At 70.3% G+C, this 15,559-nt stretch carries 19 protein-coding genes; 7 read left to right on the forward strand and 12 right to left on the reverse strand.

Going from position 1 to position 15,559, the window contains the following annotated elements:
• Positions 1-2 precede the first annotated feature (2 nt).
• A complete protein-coding gene (locus tag E1295_RS16425) occupies positions 3-1,514 on the forward strand; it encodes a golvesin C-terminal-like domain-containing protein (protein WP_132631145.1) in 1,512 nt (503 codons plus the stop codon).
• A gap of 128 nt (positions 1,515-1,642) precedes the next feature.
• Here E1295_RS16425 and E1295_RS16430 read toward each other — a convergent pair whose 3' ends face one another.
• Complete coding sequence (locus E1295_RS16430; protein WP_166427259.1) at positions 1,643-2,608, reverse strand: ABC transporter substrate-binding protein; 966 nt, start codon at positions 2,606-2,608, stop codon at positions 1,643-1,645.
• Positions 2,609-2,735: 127 nt separating this feature from the next.
• On the opposite strand from E1295_RS16430, the gene E1295_RS51855 reads away from it, so the two are divergent.
• Both E1295_RS51855 and E1295_RS16435 read left to right on the forward strand, forming a co-directional pair.
• Positions 2,736-2,870, forward strand: a complete 135-nt coding sequence (locus E1295_RS51855; RefSeq protein WP_281284750.1) for a hypothetical protein — start codon at positions 2,736-2,738, stop codon at positions 2,868-2,870.
• Positions 2,870-4,033: a methyltransferase domain-containing protein gene (locus tag E1295_RS16435; protein WP_132631147.1), complete on the forward strand. Its 1,164-nt coding sequence runs from the start codon at positions 2,870-2,872 to the stop codon at positions 4,031-4,033. The genes E1295_RS51855 and E1295_RS16435 overlap by 1 nt, the downstream gene beginning before the upstream one ends.
• Before the next feature lie 47 nt (positions 4,034-4,080).
• Here the strand turns inward: E1295_RS16435 and E1295_RS16440 are convergent, their stop codons facing one another.
• Complete coding sequence (locus E1295_RS16440) at positions 4,081-4,440, reverse strand: helix-turn-helix domain-containing protein (RefSeq protein WP_246080079.1); 360 nt, start codon at positions 4,438-4,440, stop codon at positions 4,081-4,083.
• A 34-nt stretch (positions 4,441-4,474) separates the two neighbouring features.
• Here E1295_RS16440 and E1295_RS16445 point away from each other — a divergent pair, with 34 nt between their 5' ends.
• Complete coding sequence (locus E1295_RS16445; protein ID WP_342775881.1) at positions 4,475-4,633, forward strand: type II toxin-antitoxin system RelE/ParE family toxin; 159 nt, start codon at positions 4,475-4,477, stop codon at positions 4,631-4,633.
• A gap of 78 nt (positions 4,634-4,711) precedes the next feature.
• On the opposite strand, the gene E1295_RS16450 is transcribed toward E1295_RS16445, so the two are convergent.
• From E1295_RS16450 to E1295_RS16460, 3 genes are all read right to left on the reverse strand, one after another.
• Positions 4,712-4,924, reverse strand: coding sequence for a DUF397 domain-containing protein (locus E1295_RS16450; protein WP_132631148.1), 213 nt, complete (start codon positions 4,922-4,924; stop codon positions 4,712-4,714).
• Positions 4,925-5,034: 110 nt separating this feature from the next.
• On the reverse strand, positions 5,035-5,259 hold the full coding sequence (locus E1295_RS16455) for a DUF397 domain-containing protein (protein WP_132631149.1): 225 nt from the start codon (positions 5,257-5,259) through the stop codon (positions 5,035-5,037).
• Complete coding sequence (locus tag E1295_RS16460; RefSeq protein WP_166427260.1) at positions 5,246-6,073, reverse strand: helix-turn-helix domain-containing protein; 828 nt, start codon at positions 6,071-6,073, stop codon at positions 5,246-5,248. The genes E1295_RS16455 and E1295_RS16460 overlap by 14 nt, the downstream gene beginning before the upstream one ends.
• A gap of 218 nt (positions 6,074-6,291) precedes the next feature.
• Between E1295_RS16460 and E1295_RS16465 the strand changes: the two genes are divergently transcribed.
• Entirely contained in the window at positions 6,292-6,687 is a 396-nt protein-coding gene (locus tag E1295_RS16465) for an ATP-binding protein (protein ID WP_132631151.1), read from the forward strand.
• The gene (locus E1295_RS16470) at positions 6,687-6,914 is read left to right on the forward strand and encodes a hypothetical protein (RefSeq protein ID WP_132631152.1); all 228 of its coding nucleotides are present in this window, start codon (positions 6,687-6,689) and stop codon (positions 6,912-6,914) included. Before E1295_RS16465 ends, E1295_RS16470 begins: the two co-directional genes overlap by 1 nt.
• Here the strand turns inward: E1295_RS16470 and E1295_RS16475 are convergent.
• From E1295_RS16475 to E1295_RS16490, 4 genes are all read right to left on the reverse strand, one after another.
• The gene (locus E1295_RS16475) at positions 6,898-8,319 is read right to left on the reverse strand and encodes a pyridoxal phosphate-dependent decarboxylase family protein (protein ID WP_132631153.1); all 1,422 of its coding nucleotides are present in this window, start codon (positions 8,317-8,319) and stop codon (positions 6,898-6,900) included. The genes E1295_RS16470 and E1295_RS16475 overlap by 17 nt on opposite strands.
• Positions 8,320-8,341: 22 nt before the next feature.
• Positions 8,342-8,971: a TetR/AcrR family transcriptional regulator gene (locus E1295_RS16480; RefSeq protein WP_132631154.1), complete on the reverse strand. Its 630-nt coding sequence runs from the start codon at positions 8,969-8,971 to the stop codon at positions 8,342-8,344.
• A gap of 137 nt (positions 8,972-9,108) precedes the next feature.
• Positions 9,109-10,587 carry a S41 family peptidase gene (locus E1295_RS16485; RefSeq protein ID WP_132631155.1) on the reverse strand — a complete coding sequence of 493 codons (1,479 nt, stop codon included), beginning with the start codon at positions 10,585-10,587 and terminating at the stop codon, positions 9,109-9,111.
• Between the two features lie 18 nt (positions 10,588-10,605).
• Positions 10,606-11,697, reverse strand: coding sequence for a serine hydrolase domain-containing protein (locus tag E1295_RS16490; RefSeq protein ID WP_132631156.1), 1,092 nt, complete (start codon positions 11,695-11,697; stop codon positions 10,606-10,608).
• Positions 11,698-11,895: 198 nt separating this feature from the next.
• Between E1295_RS16490 and dacB the strand changes: the two genes are divergently transcribed.
• A complete protein-coding gene (dacB, locus tag E1295_RS16495) occupies positions 11,896-13,500 on the forward strand; it encodes a D-alanyl-D-alanine carboxypeptidase/D-alanyl-D-alanine endopeptidase (protein ID WP_132631157.1) in 1,605 nt (534 codons plus the stop codon).
• Positions 13,501-13,517: 17 nt separating this feature from the next.
• Here the strand turns inward: dacB and E1295_RS50960 are convergent, their stop codons facing one another.
• The 3 genes from E1295_RS50960 to E1295_RS16515 form a co-directional block, all read right to left on the reverse strand.
• On the reverse strand, positions 13,518-14,666 hold the full coding sequence (locus tag E1295_RS50960) for an ABC transporter permease (RefSeq protein WP_246080080.1): 1,149 nt from the start codon (positions 14,664-14,666) through the stop codon (positions 13,518-13,520).
• On the reverse strand, positions 14,663-14,986 hold the full coding sequence (locus tag E1295_RS16510; RefSeq protein ID WP_132511346.1) for a PadR family transcriptional regulator: 324 nt from the start codon (positions 14,984-14,986) through the stop codon (positions 14,663-14,665). Before E1295_RS16510 ends, E1295_RS50960 begins: the two co-directional genes overlap by 4 nt.
• A 48-nt stretch (positions 14,987-15,034) precedes the next feature.
• Positions 15,035-15,559, reverse strand: a 525-nt coding sequence (locus E1295_RS16515; RefSeq protein ID WP_181958001.1) for a cellulose binding domain-containing protein, incomplete at its 5' end; no start/stop codon positions are given.

The following is a 15,559-nucleotide window of genomic DNA, read 5'->3' on the forward strand; positions in this document are numbered from 1 at the left end:
CCATGACTCTCGCCCGCACGCGATTAGCCGCCCTCGCCACCACCCTCCTCGCCGCCCTGCTCATCGTCGCAGGCCAGCCCGCCGTCGCCACGGCCGAGGAGAACCCGCTCGCCGCCGCGTTCGACCGCGCCGCCGCCGAACACGACGTACCCCGCGACCTGCTCGTCGCCCTCGCCTACGCCGAGACCCACCTCGACGGCCACGGCGGCGAGCCCAGCGCCAGCGGCGGCTACGGCGTGATGCACCTCGTCAGCAACCCCACCAACCACTCGCTCGAACAGGCCGCCGAGCTCACCAAGCTCCCGGTCGACAAGCTGCGCGCCGACGACGAGGCCAACATCCTCGGCGGCGCCGCCGTCCTGCGAGCCCACGCCGACAAACTCGGCCTCGACGAGGCGGCCAGGAAGGACATCGGCCGCTGGTACCAGGCCGTGGCCGCGTACGGCCACGCGACCTCACCCGAACTCGCCCGCCTCTACGCCGACGCCGTCTACGAAGGGCTCGGCCTCGGCATCGACATCCGCGGCGTACAGGTCAAGCCGCAGGAGGTCACCGCCGACCGCGGCGACCTGGCCAACGCCCGCGACCTCAACGCGCGCGCCGTGGCCAGCCCCGACTACCCGCCGGCCGCCTGGGTCGCGGCCAACTCCGGCAACTACACCGCCTCCAGCCGGGAATCGAGCTACAACATCGACCGGGTGATCATCCACGTCACCCAGGGCTCGTACGCCGGCACGATCTCCTGGTTCCAGAACCCCAGCGCCAACGTCTCCGCCCACTACGTGGTCAAGTCGTCCAACGGCGCCATCACCCAGATGGTGCGCGACAAGGACGTCGCCTGGCACGCGGGCAACTGGTCCTACAACACCCGCTCGATCGGCATCGAACACGAAGGCTGGGTCGACGACGCCTCCTGGTTCACCGACGCCATGTACCGGGCCTCCGCCGCCTTGACGCGCCACCTCTGCGACAAGTACGGCATCCCCAAGACCCGGACCGGCATCATCGGGCACAACGAGGTGCCCGGCGCCACCCACACCGACCCGGGCAGGAACTGGAACTGGAACACGTACATGAACTACGTGACCGGTGGCGGCAACCCCCCGACGTTCACGACCACCGTCGACAACGCCACGGCCGGCCAGTTCACCGCCAGCGCCAACTGGGGCACCTCCACCTTCTCCAGCCAGCGCCACGGCGCCGACTACCGCTTCGCCGACCCGGTCTCCTCCAGCGACCCGGCCTGGTACTCCGCCACCATCCCCAGCGCGGGCACGTACCAGGTGGAGGTCTGGTATCCGTCCGATCCCGGGTACAACAGTTCGGCGCCGTACATCGTGGCGACATCGAGCGGCAACCAGACCGTCTACGTCGACCAGAGATCCGGCGGCGGATCCTGGCGCAGCATCGGCACCTTCTCCCTCAACGCCGGCACGTACAACGTCGTGGGCGTGAGCCGGTGGACCTCGGGCACCGGCTACGTCATCGCGGACGCGGTACGGATCAGCCGCTGAGAGCCGTGCGGTTCGTGCCCACTCTGGCGGGGGCACGAGCCGTACGGGGGCCGGCCCGCCGTAACGACGGCGGGCCGGCCCTCACAACCCCCTCGACCCGCTACGACCAGCGGGATGAGTGCGGCCCGCTACGACCAGCGGGTGAGCGCGGCCCGATGCCCGACCTGCGCCCCGCTGCCTGGATCGACGCGAAAGTCCCCCAACAGCGTCGTCGTCTCCAGAGCGGTGGCAGCGCCCCACAACGCCGCACGCCCGGTGCTCCCGGCCAGAGCGGCGCAGTGGGTCGCGACCACGGCGGCGGCCACGGCCTGCACGGCCACATAGTCGGGCACCACCCCGGCGGCCCGCTCCCTGTAGGCGGTCACGAACTCCCGCTCCGACACCCCGACCGCCGCCCCTTGGCCACCGCCGGGGAACCACTGCCCGACCCCGTACATCCCGTACGGATCGCCGACCACCTCCCCGAACGCCCGCACCCCGGCCGCCACCGCGCAGACCTTCCGCGGACCGACGGCCCTCCCGATCACCGCGACATCCTCCTCGAAGGACCCGCAGCACAGCAGGTTCCACGACCCGCCGACGGGCAGCGCGTCCCCAGGCCCGGCCACGGTCACCGGAATGCCCCGCTCGTTCGCCGCCCTTTCGGTGCCCGCCGCGACCTGCCGCCCGAAACTCCCCTTGCCCGGCACGACCCACAACCGGTCCCGCTCGCCGTCCTCGGCCAGCCGCCGCACGAACGGCTCCGCGTACGCGCTCGCCGGCGCCGGGATCGACACGACGTGACCGGGATGCGCGCCCTGCACGTCGTCACCCGCCCCGCCGTGATTCCACACCAGCAGGTCCAGCTCCGCCGCGACCCGCCCCGCCCGGCGCATGAGAAGCGTGGAGTACGGCCCCAGCAGCAGATCGCACCGGCCCGCCAGCCCTCGAAGCACCCGCTCCAGCACGTCGGGATCGCTGCGATCGTCCTCGACGACCAACTCCACACCCTTCGCGGCCGCCCGCCAGACCTCCAGCCCCAGCCTGGCCTGCTCCCCGAACCGGGCGAACCTCCCGGTCAGCGACAGCGGAACCCCTACGACCTGTGACGCCATCTCCCCATCATGTAACCCGAGGGTCCCCGTGAAGTGACAGGTAGCCAGCGGAAATGCCTCTCCCTCCATTCATTTAGTGACCATACGATGACAGAGAGCAGTCGGTGCGAGTGAAGGGAGAACATCCGTGGGCCGACACGAAGACCCCGACAGCCCCAAGGACGCGCCGCTCGACCCCAAACAGGGAGGTCAGGGCAGCAACGACGACGAGAACCGGACAGGCTCCGGCCAGCACGGTGAAGATCAGGGAGGTAAGAAGTAATGGACCTCACCGCGCGGATGGAGGCGTTGATCGCCGACCTCGACCCCCTCGGAGACATCAGGGATGTCGTCAAGCAAGCGGTCCGCGCGGTGCCCCGTCACCTGTTCATCCCCGACGTCGGCCTCGTCTCGCCCCGCAAAACCGGCACCGCGGTCCTGATCGACCGCGACGCCGATCCCACAACCTGGTGGGACGTCGTCTACTCCGACACCAGCGTCGTCACCCAGCTCGACGACGGCGGCACAGACCTGCGTGAGATGGAAGGTGACTACACCTCCTCGGCGTCCGCTCCGAGCACGGTCGCCCACCTGCTGAACCTGCTGGACCCCCGCCCCGGCCACCGGGTGCTCGAGATCGGCACCGGCACCGGCTGGACCGCTGCCCTGCTGTCCCATCTGGTCGGTGCCCACGGGGAGGTGAGCACGGTCGAAGTGGACTCCGCCGTCGCCGGACAGGCGGCCAAGAACCTCGCCGCCGCCGGCGCCCAGCCGCACCTGGTCGTCGGTGACGGCGCCGCCGGGTGCCCGCAGCGGGCGCCGTTCGACCGGATCCACGTCACGTGCGGGGTCCGGACCGTTCCGTACGCCTGGGTCGAGCAGTCGCGGCCGGGCGCGGTGATCGTGCTGCCGTACTGCCCGGGGTTCGGCACCAACCACGCATTGCGACTGGTGACCATGCCCGACGGTACGGCGATCGGCCGCTTCCCCGGCTTCGCCTCGTACATGCTGATGCGCTCGCAACGTGGCATCCATGACCGTCCGCCGCGCGGCCCTGAGGACAAACACCATCTGACCACCCGCATCGACCCGCGCACGATCGCCCACGCTCCCGCCGGTGCCGATCTGGCCATCGCGGCACTGACCGGCCTGACCTCCAACGGCAGCGGCGAACCGGACGAGGACGGCGACCTGTACCGGCTGTGGGTGTCCGACCCCGCTGAGCCGTACTCGTGGGCGGCGGTGGACTGGCGTCCGGACACCGCGCGGTACAAGGTGTTCCAGGTGGGTGAGCGGGCTCTGTGGGACGAGGTCGTGGACGCCTATTTCCGGTGGGTGAGCTGGGGGGAGCCGGGGCGCGACCGATTCGGCATGACGGTCACACCGGAGCAACACCACCTCTGGCTCGACTCCCCGGACCACGTGGTCGCACAGATTCCTGGCTAGCGGTCGCTACCGTCAATCAGAAACATCTCGACGTGGCCGCCTGCGACTCATACGTTCGCGAGCTGTCGGTGACGCACCGTTAGAGGCTCGACTTCAGCGGTGTCGTCGTTGTCGACGACGAGCTCGACGCGAAGCCGAACCCCCATTGCCGCACCGAGGCGCAGCAGTGTCGCCATATCCGGGATGCCGCCACCGCCCTCGATGCGGGACAGGGCGGGCTGGGACATCCCAGAGCGCTCCGCCACGACCTTCTGCGACAGGCCTCGACGCTTACGGATCTCACGTAGCTGGTCTCCGAGCTCCAGGTCACGGCCCGCCTGCTCGTATTCGGGATGCGGCTGCACATCCGCGTCCATCTCGCGCAGACGCTTGGCCTTGTACGTTTCCCAACGGCTGTGACCCATCATGCGCTCCTCTCTGCAAGAACTCTGACCCGGGACCGTGCGCATCCTCTTCGCCTTCGATCCGTGGCGATCTAGCATCCTGCTGGTCGCGGGTGATAAAGCAGGGCAGTGGAACGCCTGGTACAGGCAGGCTATCCCGCTCGCACAGCTTGTGCTGGCCACCCTTGTTGATCGGGACAGGGACGACCTTCGTTAGGTTCATGGTGCCTTGCGTGTCGTCTGCCTTCGCTGGGCTGGTGGTCGGCGCCACGCAGCCCAGGATTGCCTTCGGAGGCTAAAAGTCGAATTCGCCGAGTTTGGCGCCGCCGATGAAGGCGCGGAAGACGTCGCCGCGCAGGATCATGGGTGGGATGTCGGGTTGTTCGGAGTCGCGGATGGCGTAGCGGTCGCCGGTGAGTTTGGCTGCGTAGAGGCAGTTGCCGCCACTGGAGACTGAAAGCGTGGATTTGGTCCACTGCGCGGTGTTCAACTCGTCACTGATTCTCATGCCTCACCCACTTCACGTCCTCGTCTCGCGGGGCTGCCGGTTGTGAGGTCGAGAGGGATGCGGGCCCTTCGAGGCGGCCCGCATCCTGTTTGTGCTGGTGCTTGGATGGCTTAGAAGTCGAATTCGCCGAGTTTGGCGCCGCCGATGAAGGCGCGGAAGACGTCGCCGCGCAGGATCATGGGTGGGACGTGGGGTTGTTCGGAGTCGCGGATGGCGTAGCGGTCGCCGGTGAGTTTGGCCGCGTAGAGGCAGTCGCCGCCGTTTGAGCCGGAGAGAGTGGATTTGGTCCACTGGGCGGCCTTTAGTTCGGCACGTAGCTCGTCACTGAAACCCATACCCTGCTGCCACCTCACATACTTGTCGTCGGCTTACATGTGCAGGATGCGCCCATTTGTGAATCGCGTCGTATCTGAGACTAACCTGCCGCACTGCCTCCTCGCGAGCGATGACGGTGCCTTGTCCAGCGGAATCAAGGTAGACGTGGTCCGGCATGCCGTCGCTCTCGGCGAGAGTGAACCCTCCCAGCAGACCCGCCGTCGCCCCTACGTCCAGCGGCACCACCTGGATGGAGATGTTTGGGCGTTCAGTCATCGCCAGCAGGTGCTCCAGTTGCTCCCGCATGACGTCTTTCCCGCCGACGGGCCGGAGGAGAGCGCATTCGTCGAGCAACGCCCAATACATGGGCGGATCGTTGCGCTCGAACACGGACTGGCGCCGTAGCCGGGTTTCGACGGCTTCCTCGATCCACTGCTCGGTCGCTCCCGGTTCGGCGGCGAGGATGGCTCGGGCATAGCGCTCAGTCTGGAGAAGGCCGGGAACCACGAGGGGCTGCCACGTGCGGATCGTGTGGGCGTTTTCTTCCACGGTCGGCCACTCGCTGAACCACTTCGGCACGGACATGACACGGGTGTTGGGCAGGAGTCGGAAGAGGTCGCCGTTCAGGCCGAGGGCGGACTCGACGGCGATGGTGAAGCTCTTGGTCGGCTTTCGCTGGCCGCGTTCGACCAGCCCGATGAGGCTTTCGCTGCACGAGACGATGTTTCCGAGGGCCACTTGGGAGAGGCCGGCGGCAGTGCGTGCACTTTTCAGCACAACGCCGTAGGTGGGTGTTTCAGGGGGCGGGGGTGGGAACTGCTCGTCCAAGGTCATGCCGGGGTCCTCTGCGGAGCAAGCGCACAAACAATGGCGGCACAGGTCTGTTCCAACACGGACAGTCATGTGCTGATTACAAATTAGCGATGGAAGGTCACTCTGGGAAGGGGTTCAAGGACGCGAGAAAGGTGTTCAGGCTCATGCTCAAAATCCCGACGGGGTCGAAAAGTCACACACGGGAAAGACCGGACGTATCCCTTTGGAGGGAGACGACGTTGCGGCGTGGGGGGCGTACCTCGTGGCAGGCCCGCCAGGCGATCGGGTTGTGGCTTGCTGACGCCCCCGCCGTCGTGCGGGCCGACGCGCTCCAGATCGTCGCCGAGCTGGTGGCCAACGTCATTCAGCACGTGCCGGGAGGGTCGGGGCGCGACTGGGTCAAGCTGCGGCTGGGGTTCGGTGCCGGGTTCGTACGTCTGGAGGTGGTCGACCCGGGCACCCTGACGTCGGCGCCGTGTTTCGTGCCCCTCCGACCTGCGTCCATGGAGGAGGCCGGTCGTGGGCTGGGCATCGTGGCGGGGCTCAGTGCCCGATGCGGCGCGTACGTCGTCGAACGTGGTCGCCGCGTCGTCTGGGCCGAGCTGGCGACTGCCGGTGCCGTGCCGGGGACCTGATGGAGAAGGCGTTCCCCGGGTGGACGATCATGGAGGGAGCCGGGGGCGGCTACATCGCCTTCCGCGCCGTCCTCGTGCCCCTGGGCCGTGGGCTTTCCAACGTACGGTGTGGTGCGACCCTGGCCGAGCTGTACGAGCACCTGGAACAGGAACGCTGCCCGCAGGCGATGCGCGCGAGCGGAAGGCGGCTCGGCGGCAAGGTTTCCCCGCCTACGAGCCGTAGATGACGGACAGGAAGCGCACCAGCACCGCCTCCCTGGCCGGAGCCGGCAGCGCGTCCAGGACGGCGTTGACCGTCGCCATCTCCGGCTGCCCCGCCCCCGGCCGCAGGTCCACGCCCACCGACGCGGCCAGTTCCGCGAACGCGGTGTCGTCGAGGGCGTCCAGGTCCAGCCCCGCCACCAGTTCCACCAGCCCGTCGGGCAGCACGACGGGGCCGCGCAGCCGGGCGGATTCGGCGGACTCGGCGATGACCTTCACCATGGCCTCCACCCCCGCCGATGTCACCCCGGTGACCGTGATGTGCAGGTTGGCCGGGATGCCGGCGTAGGAGAGCTGCGGTTGCAGGAACCAGCCCCGCGCCCGCGCCTCGTCCGCCAGCACGAACACGTCGATCCCGTCCCCGGTGAACGCCACCAGCGACGACTCGGGCTCGCCCAGCACGCGCAGCCCGGGGATCGCGGTGATGCCGGCGCGCAGCCTGGCCGTCGCCTCCAGCGCCGAGCGGCCGAGCTCGACGTACCCCTTCCTGCCGAGCGCCTGCAGGGTGGCCCAGGCGCCGCCGAGCGGGCCCGCCGACCTGGAGCTCTGCACGGTCGCGTTGATGATCGTGTAGCCGGGCCAGGCGGCCGAGGCGAAGTACGCCCTGCGCCGCATCGCCGGGTCGGCGAACAGCACCACGGAGGCGCCCTTGGGGGCGTACCCGAACTTGTGCAGGTCGCAGGAGAGGGACGTGACGCCCGGCACGGACAGGTCGAACGGCGGCACCGCCGCGCCCGCCTCCCGCAACCACGGCAGCAGCCACCCGCCGACGCACGCGTCCACGTGGCACGGGACGCCCGCGCGGGCGGCCACGGCGGCCACCTCCTCGATCGGGTCGATCACCCCTTGGGGGTAGGAGGGCGCGGAGGCGACCACCATGATCGTGTTCGCGTCCATGGCCGCCTCGACGTCCTGAGCCCGCACCTTGTACGTCGCCAGGTCCACCGGCACCGGCACGACCGCGATCCCCAGGTAGTGCGCCGCCTTGTGGAAGGCGGGGTGAGCGGTGACCGGCAGCACGAGGGTGGGGCGGGAGCGTCCGGCGGCGTCGCGGGCGGCCTTGACCGCCAGCATGATCGACTCGGTGCCGCCGCTGGTGAAGATGCCGTGGCCGCCGCCGAGCAGGTCGGCGACCGCGCCGACGACCTGCCGCTCCATCTCGACCACGCTGGGGAACGCGGTCGGGTCGAGGCAGTTGACCTCCAGCATCTCGGCGTACGCCCGCGCCGCCGCCTCGCCGATCTCGGCCCGTCCGGTGTCGTAGACGTACGCGGTGACCTGCCCGCCGCGCACCGGTAAGTCGTTCCCCTTGAGCCTCGCGATCTCGGTCAGCAGGTCGTCGGCCGTCCGTCCGGTCAGGGGGAGGTTCACGCGGGCTCCTTCGGGGCGAAGCTCACCGGGGCTCGCCGGGCAGGCCGAGCATGCGGTGCATGGTCAGGTGCAGGTGGGCGCGGAAACGGCGCAGCGCGACCCGGTCGCCGGCGCTTCTGCGGCGGCCCTGGTCGTCGAGCACCCCGCCCTTGGCGAAGCCGTGCACGGACCAGACGACCGTCCACATCGCGTATTCGAGGTCCACTCCCGCGTCGATCAGCCCTGACTCGGCGATGGGCCGCATGGTGGCGGTGACGGCGGCGAAGAGCGGCTGCACGTAGCGGCGTTCCAGCTCGGTGATGTCGCCCGCGTCGGAGAGCCAGCGGTGCATCCACAGGGCGGGCACCTCGGGGTGGTCCACGCAGAAGTCGAGGTAGTCGTCGATCAGCCGGTGGATCCCGGCCGTGGGGTCGTCGCCGGGCAGGCGGCCGAGAGCCTGCTCCAGGGCCGTCTTCTCCGCCTGGTGCGCGCGTTCCATGACGGCGAGGTAGAGCTCGCGCTTGCCGCCCACGTGGTAGTTGACGGTGGCGATGTTGAGCCCGGCCGCGTCGGCGATCTGGCGCGTCGAGGTGCCGTCGTAGCCCAGCGCGGCGAACAGCTGGGTCGCGGCCCTCAGGATCTGCGCGACCTGCGCGGTCTCTCCGGGTGGCACGCTACCGAACGTAGTTCGGCTGCCACACCTCAGTCAATCACTTGATGGAGAATCTACCTTCGGTCGCCGCGGCCGTGACGGTGTGCCCGCGATGACGGTGAGTTCGTCGTCGTCCAGGCAGCTGAATCCGGCCCGGATCAGGAGACCTTGCCGACCAGGGCGAGGGCCTTGGCCATGGCCGGATCGTGGCCGGCCGACAGGTCTGCGGCGGTCCGTGGAACGACGTGGTCGGGTGGCACGCCGATGCCGTTGACGATCTCGCGGTTGGGCCCGAGGCCGTAGTGCGTGGGCAGGCGTAGCGTGCTGCCGTCGTCGAGGACGTACGGGTACGCGACCCCCGACACCATCCCCGACGTACGCGTGCCGATCACCGGCCCGAGCTTGTGATGCTTGACCGCGCCGGTGAAGTGGTCGCAGGCGGAGGCGCAGAGGCCGTCGGTGAGGACGGCCAGGGGCAGCTTGATGAGGGGCACGGTGTCGTCGGTGCGATGCGCGGTGCAGGTGCCGCCAAGGTCGCAGTTGTAGCCGGTGACCTTGCCGTGGGCGAAGGCGCCGAGCAGGCGCGCGACCTCCGCCGGAGAGCCACCGGTGTTGCCCCGCAGATCCAGGACGACCCCACGCAGGTCGGCGCGTTCGCCCAGGTCGGCCACGGCCGCCAGCACCTCGTCGGCGACGCCGGCGGTGAAGGCGCCCATGTGGATGGCGGCGATGTCGCCGCCGAGCAGCGTGGGCGTCACGTTGCGAGCCGTCGGGGTGAACCAGCCAGGCTTCAGGGTGGCGGTCCAGGTACGGCCGGTGGACGGGCGGCGCAGGGACAGGCGTACGGGGTCGTCGGCGGCCGAGTTCGGGTGGAGCATGCCGAGTGCCCCCGTGGACAGGATCCCTCCGGCGAACAGCGGTGCGCCGTTGACCGACTGGATGACGTCGCCGGGCCGCAGCCGCGACTCGGCGGCCGGCCCGCCGGTCACGGCGGTGATGTGCAGCGGTGCCCGGGCTCGTTGTGGTGCGTGGGCGGCGTGGTAGGGGGTGTAGGAGGTGGCGATGCCGAGCCCGTACATCTCGCGTGGCTCGCCTGGCGGTGGCGCGATACGGGACCAGCGCACGTGGTTGTCGTGCAGGTTGCCCACCATCGCGTTGATCGTCGCCGCGGCCACCGCCTGTCGCGCCGCGTCGGCGGGCAGGGCGGCGGTGATGCGCTCGTAGACGGCGGCGAAGGCCGCCCAGTCGGAGGCCCGGTCGCCCTCCATCGGCGGCATCACGGCGTCGGACCGGTCCAGATCCTGCCGGGCGAGTTCGACGGTCAGCCCGCCGAAGGCGGCGGCGAGAAGGTCGCGGTGGTTCAGCCGGTCGCGGGCGAAGTAGTGATCGAGGATGCAGGTGTAGGCCTGCCCGATGGTGCTGACCTGCGTGGCCGCCGCCTGGGTCGGCGCCGGTGTCCGGCCGGACGTGGACTGGCTGGGGGCTTCGGCGCAGGGAAGCGGGGCCTGGCCGGCGCTCGTGGCTTCAGCCGCGCCGGCCGGGTCCGCGTTGCCGGCTGCAGGGGCACCGGCCAGCAGCAGCGTGCACACCACCGCGGCACGGGACCAGAACGTGCTTGTGCTCGAACGTGTACGCATAAGTTACTCCCTGTTTTCTCAAGTGCCAGGACAGAGCACCGCTTCGGCGGCCTTCTGCAGAGCCGGACGTACCTGGCCCTGGCCCGCGATGCTGGTCGTCACCGACACCGCGAACTGAAGGCGGCCGTCGGCGGAGGCGAAGGTCATGGCCAGCCCGCCGGGCCCGGAACCCCGGTACAGGCTGATCGAGCCGCCGCACACGGGTTGCTCCTCGACCGGGTACCTCATCACCTCCCGGAGCGCGGCAGGCAGGAGCCGCCCCTGGGCGAGCGCGCGGTAGAACGTGGTCAGGTCGCGCGAGGTCGAGATCAGGCCGCTGGCCGCCCACAGGCTGGTGGTGTTCATCCGATCCACGTCGCGCGGCGTGCCGTCCGGGGGCCCGGGGTAGTAGCCGTGCCCGTGGGGCCCCTTGATGCCCTGCCCAGGTCGGACGGGCAGGTAGGAGCGGCTCATTTTGAGCGGCTTGAGCAGCCGCCGCTGGAACTCCACGGCCAGCGTACGGCCGGTCAGCCTCTCGATGATCGCCCCGAGCAGGATGTAGTTGGTGTTGGAGTAGCTGAACCGCTCACCCGGCTCCTGCTGCCTGGGCTGGCCGCGGGACATCTTCACCAGGTCGAGCGGGGAGTATCGGGTGGTGAGGTCGTCGAAGGGCCTCAGATCCGGGTGCCCGGTGTAGTCGGGGATGCCGGAGGTGTGCTGAAGGAGGTGCCGTACGGTGATCTCGCCGGCCCGCTCGACCAGGTCCTGTTCCGCCGTCACCGGCAGGACCGCACCCAGCTTGTCGTCCACGCCGAGCTTGCCCTCCTTGACGAGTTGCAGCAGCACGGTGGCGGTGAACTGTTTGGTCAGGGACCAGGCGCGGTAGCGGGCGCCGGCCGGGATCCGGCCGCCCTTGCCGTCGATCAGGCGCGAGCCGGCCGTGCCGCCATCGATGCGTCTGCCGTCGTGGTACGCCTCCCCGATGGCTCCCACCACTCCCGGCGTCTTCGCCAGGGCGTCCATCGCCTGCTGCACGTCGCCGGTCCGCGGCTGGGCGGCGGCGGTCGCCGGAGCGGCCAGGCCCATGGCCAGGATCGAGCATGCCAGCCCGATCGCGGTGCTTCGGTTCACTGCACAGGTCCTTCCTCTGACGCGGACGTTCGCCGTCCTGTATGGCGGTTCCGCTGTTTCCTCCTCGTTTCCGTCTCCGGTGCCGGCAGGAAACGGCCGGGAAACAAGCCGCCGCGTTCAATGCCTCGGCGAAGCGCGCCTCGCTGAAGAGCCCGAGCGGTCCTTCGGATCGAGGTTCCCAACGAACAGGAGAAACCGGTGGCCACGAGCCCGACACACCTCGATGCCTGGCAACTGTCGCGACGGTCCGTCCTCGGCTTACTGGGCGCCGTTCCGCTGGCCGGCACCCTCACCGCCGCCCCGCGGCCCGTCCAGGCCGCTGCTCCCGACGCCGAGCTGGCGCGCAGGATCGAGGAGATCATGGCGCGGCCCGCTTTCGGTGGCGCCCGTTGGGGGGCGCATTTCTACGCGCCGGACACCGGGGAGTCGATCTACGCGCTCAACACCGGCGAGCCGTTCGTCGCCGGGTCCTCATCGAAGGTCTTCGTCGGTGGGACGGCGTTCCTGACACTGGGGCACGACCGGCGCCTGCCCACCCGCGTCTACCGGACCGGCCCCGTGCGCGGCGGTGTGCTGCACGGCGACCTCGTGCTGGTGGCGGGGGGCGACCTGCTGCTGGCCGGACGGCTGCGCTCCGACGGAAGCCTGGCCCTGCCCGACCCGGACCACACCTACCACACCACTCCTGGGGCGGGCCCTGTCAGCGCTGACCCGGTGCGGGAGCTCCGCCGGCTCGCGGCCGAGGTGGCGACACGGATCAAGCGGGTCGAAGGGCGGGTGCTGGTGGACGGCACCCTCTTCCGTGAAGGCACCGAGAACCTGGCCAACGGCGTGACGGCCACCATTTCCCCGGTCATGCTCAACGACAATCTCGTGGACGTCTCCGTCGGACCCGGCAGCCGTCCAGGGATGCCGGCCGCCCTGGACGTCTCCCCGCGCTCTTCCTACGTCCGCATAGTGAACGAGGTGCGCACGATCGCCGCCGCCGAGGCGGCCTCCGCGCGCCCGCTCGCCTTCGCCGACGACGTACGGCACCCCGACGGCACTCGTACGGTGCGCCTGACCGGAGACATCCCCGACGACAGCCCCGGCCTGTTCCGCGCGTACTTCGTCCCGGAACCAGCGGCGTTCACCCAGGCGATCTTCGCACGGTTGCTGCGGGACAAGGGCGTGCGCATCGGCGCGCGGCGGGGAGCCACGACCGGGTCCGGTGCCCGGCGCCTGGTCGCCGAGTATCTTTCCCCGGTCCTGTCCGACCAGCTCAAGCCCATGCTCAAGGTCAGCAGCAACCTGCATACGGAGGCGTTCCCGTACCTGATCGGGGCCATCGCCGGGCGGGACCCGGACGATCCGAAGGCGGCGGGGCAGCGGGTACGGCGTGAGCTGTTCGAGAAGGCCGGGTTCGACCCGGAACCCCCAGGGTCGGCACAGAACCAGTACACGCCGCAGTATTTCGTGGAATTTCTGGCCTACATGGCGCGGCAACCGCACTTCCACCGTTACCGCGACGCCCTCCCGATCCTCGGCCGGGACGGGACCCTCAAGGACATCCAGCCCGACTCGCCGGCGGCGGGCCATGTCCACGCCAAGACCGGCACGAGCTTGCGGAACGAGGACGGCAAGTGGATGAACCGCCAGGCCCTGGCCGGGTACGTCGAGCTCCCCGGGAGCCGGCGGCTGACCTTCGCGGCCTTCGTGGGCGTCGAGACCGCGTCGGCCGATGCGGCCAGGGAGATGTCCAAGGTGACCGGGCAGGCGTTGGGGGAGATCGCCGCGGCGGCGTACATCACCCAGAGCGGCTGAACAGGCCGATGCGCGCGTCACCTCAGGGCGTCCACCGGCTCCATCCTGGCCGCGCGCAGCGCCGGGTAGAGCCCGGCCAGCAGCCCCACCACGGCCCCCGCGACGGGCGCGGCGATCGCCAGGCGTACGTCCAGCAGCGGCGTCCACTGCTTGGCGGCCGAGACGGCGACCACGGTGACCACGCCCAGGCTGGCGCCGATCACGCCGCCGGTCGGGCCGATCAGCGTCGACTCCAGCAGGAACTGCGCGGCGATGTGCCTGCGGGCGGCGCCGAGCGCGCGGCGCAGGCCGATCTCCGGTACGCGCTCCATGACGGTGACCAGGGTGACGTTCGCGATGCCGACGGCACCCACGACCAGCGAGACCAGGCCGAGGATGAGGAAGAGGGCGTTGACGTCGTCCTGCGCCTGGTCGCGGGCCCTGGTGGGGCTGGGCGGAGCGACCACCTGGAGCATGTCGCCGTTGCCCGGGCTGGGCGCGGCCGGCGCCTGCCCGGCGATCAGCCCGGCGGCGCCCAGGGTGGTGTTGACCAGCACCCGGGTGACGTCGCGCAGCCCGAACTGCCGCCCGCGCTCGGCGGCACGATCACCGCCGTGCTCAGGTTCCGCTCGCGGCGCAGGTCGCCCATGATGCCGATGACCGTGTACGCGTGCTTGCCGATGAAGATCGCCGGCGACCGGTCGAGCCGGGTGACGCCGAGCGCCTTGGCCGCCTGGTCGCCGATCACCGCCTCGGCGCTCGTCCTGGTCGCGATCCTGCGCGGGTGGGTGTGGGCGGCGATCCCGCTCGCGCTGGTCGTCGGCCTGAAGGCGGTCGCGATCGCGGGCGGCCGGCCGCCGTTGCCGGACCGCCGCCGTCCACAGCGGCAGCGCCCCCGCGTACGGCAGCAGCGCCGCCAGCTGTAATGCCGCCAGTGCCGTCACGCCCAGGTGCAGGCCGTCCTTCCAGGGGTTGCCCGTCGCCAGGTGAACGATGCGGCTGCGCACGCCGCCCGCCAGCAACCCCCACGCCTCCCTCGGGACGGGCACGGTCCTGCCGGGATCCGCGGACTCCAGCAGCACGTCGAGCAACTCGTCACCATGGGCCGTGCGGTAGGCGCGCGGGTAGGCCCGCAGCAGGGCGCGGTAACGGCGCTCCAGTGTGCCGCCCTGCGGGACGACGGTCATGTGCTGGACGGCCGCAGCACGAGCGAGGCGGCCTCCTGCATCCGCCTCGCCTCCGCCTCCACGAGTGCCTGGCCCTCGTCGGTGATCCTGAAGTAGCGGCGGTTGCGGCCGTTGACCGTCTCCTCGCGGTCGACGGTGATCACGCCGCGCTCGTTGAGCCGTTCCAGGATGCCGTAGAGGGTGCCGACCGACGGTTGCACCCTGCCCGCGGACAGCTCCTTGATCGACTTGCTGATCGCGTGTCCGTGCAGCGGGCCCGCGCGCAGGGCGGTGAGCACGAAGTACATCGGCTCGCTGACTTCAGATGTTCCCCTCGGCATGGGGCGACAGTATTCCGTTCAACGGAGCGTACGCAACGGCTCGGCGCGTCACGCGCAGCGCTCACCGTTCAGATGGAAGACCTCGGGAGCCGGATCCGGGCCCGCCCCGGCCGTGCCGGCGAACCCGAACGTCACCGACCTGCCCGGCTTGATCCGGTCGTTCCAGCCCAGCCCCGTGGCCGTCACCACCGAACCCGACTGCGCCAGCTTCACGCCCCAGCCCTCCTTGACCCGCTGCCCGCCGAGCCACGACCAGCGCAGGCTCCAGCCGTCAACGCTCTGCCTGCCGGTGTTCTCGATCACCACCTGCGCGATGAACCCGCCGGGCCACGAACCGTGCCCCGAATAGCGCACCCGGCACTCGGAACGCCCGCCGCCGTCCGCCAGGAACGCCGCCACCCACGCCAGCGGGGCGTTCCAGTTGATGGTCAGCTCGTTCGTCGCCCACGACTCGATGTCGTCGATGTAGCAGAACTGCGGCTTGCAGCCCTGCAGCAGGCGTTGCGCGACCGGGTCCTGGATGGCGGAGTTGGGGCCGCCGGCCAGCGTGCCGCGCGGCGGGTTGGGCAGGGC

This window comes from Nonomuraea mesophila (genome assembly GCF_004352805.1).
Classification (GTDB): domain Bacteria; phylum Actinomycetota; class Actinomycetes; order Streptosporangiales; family Streptosporangiaceae; genus Nonomuraea; species Nonomuraea longispora.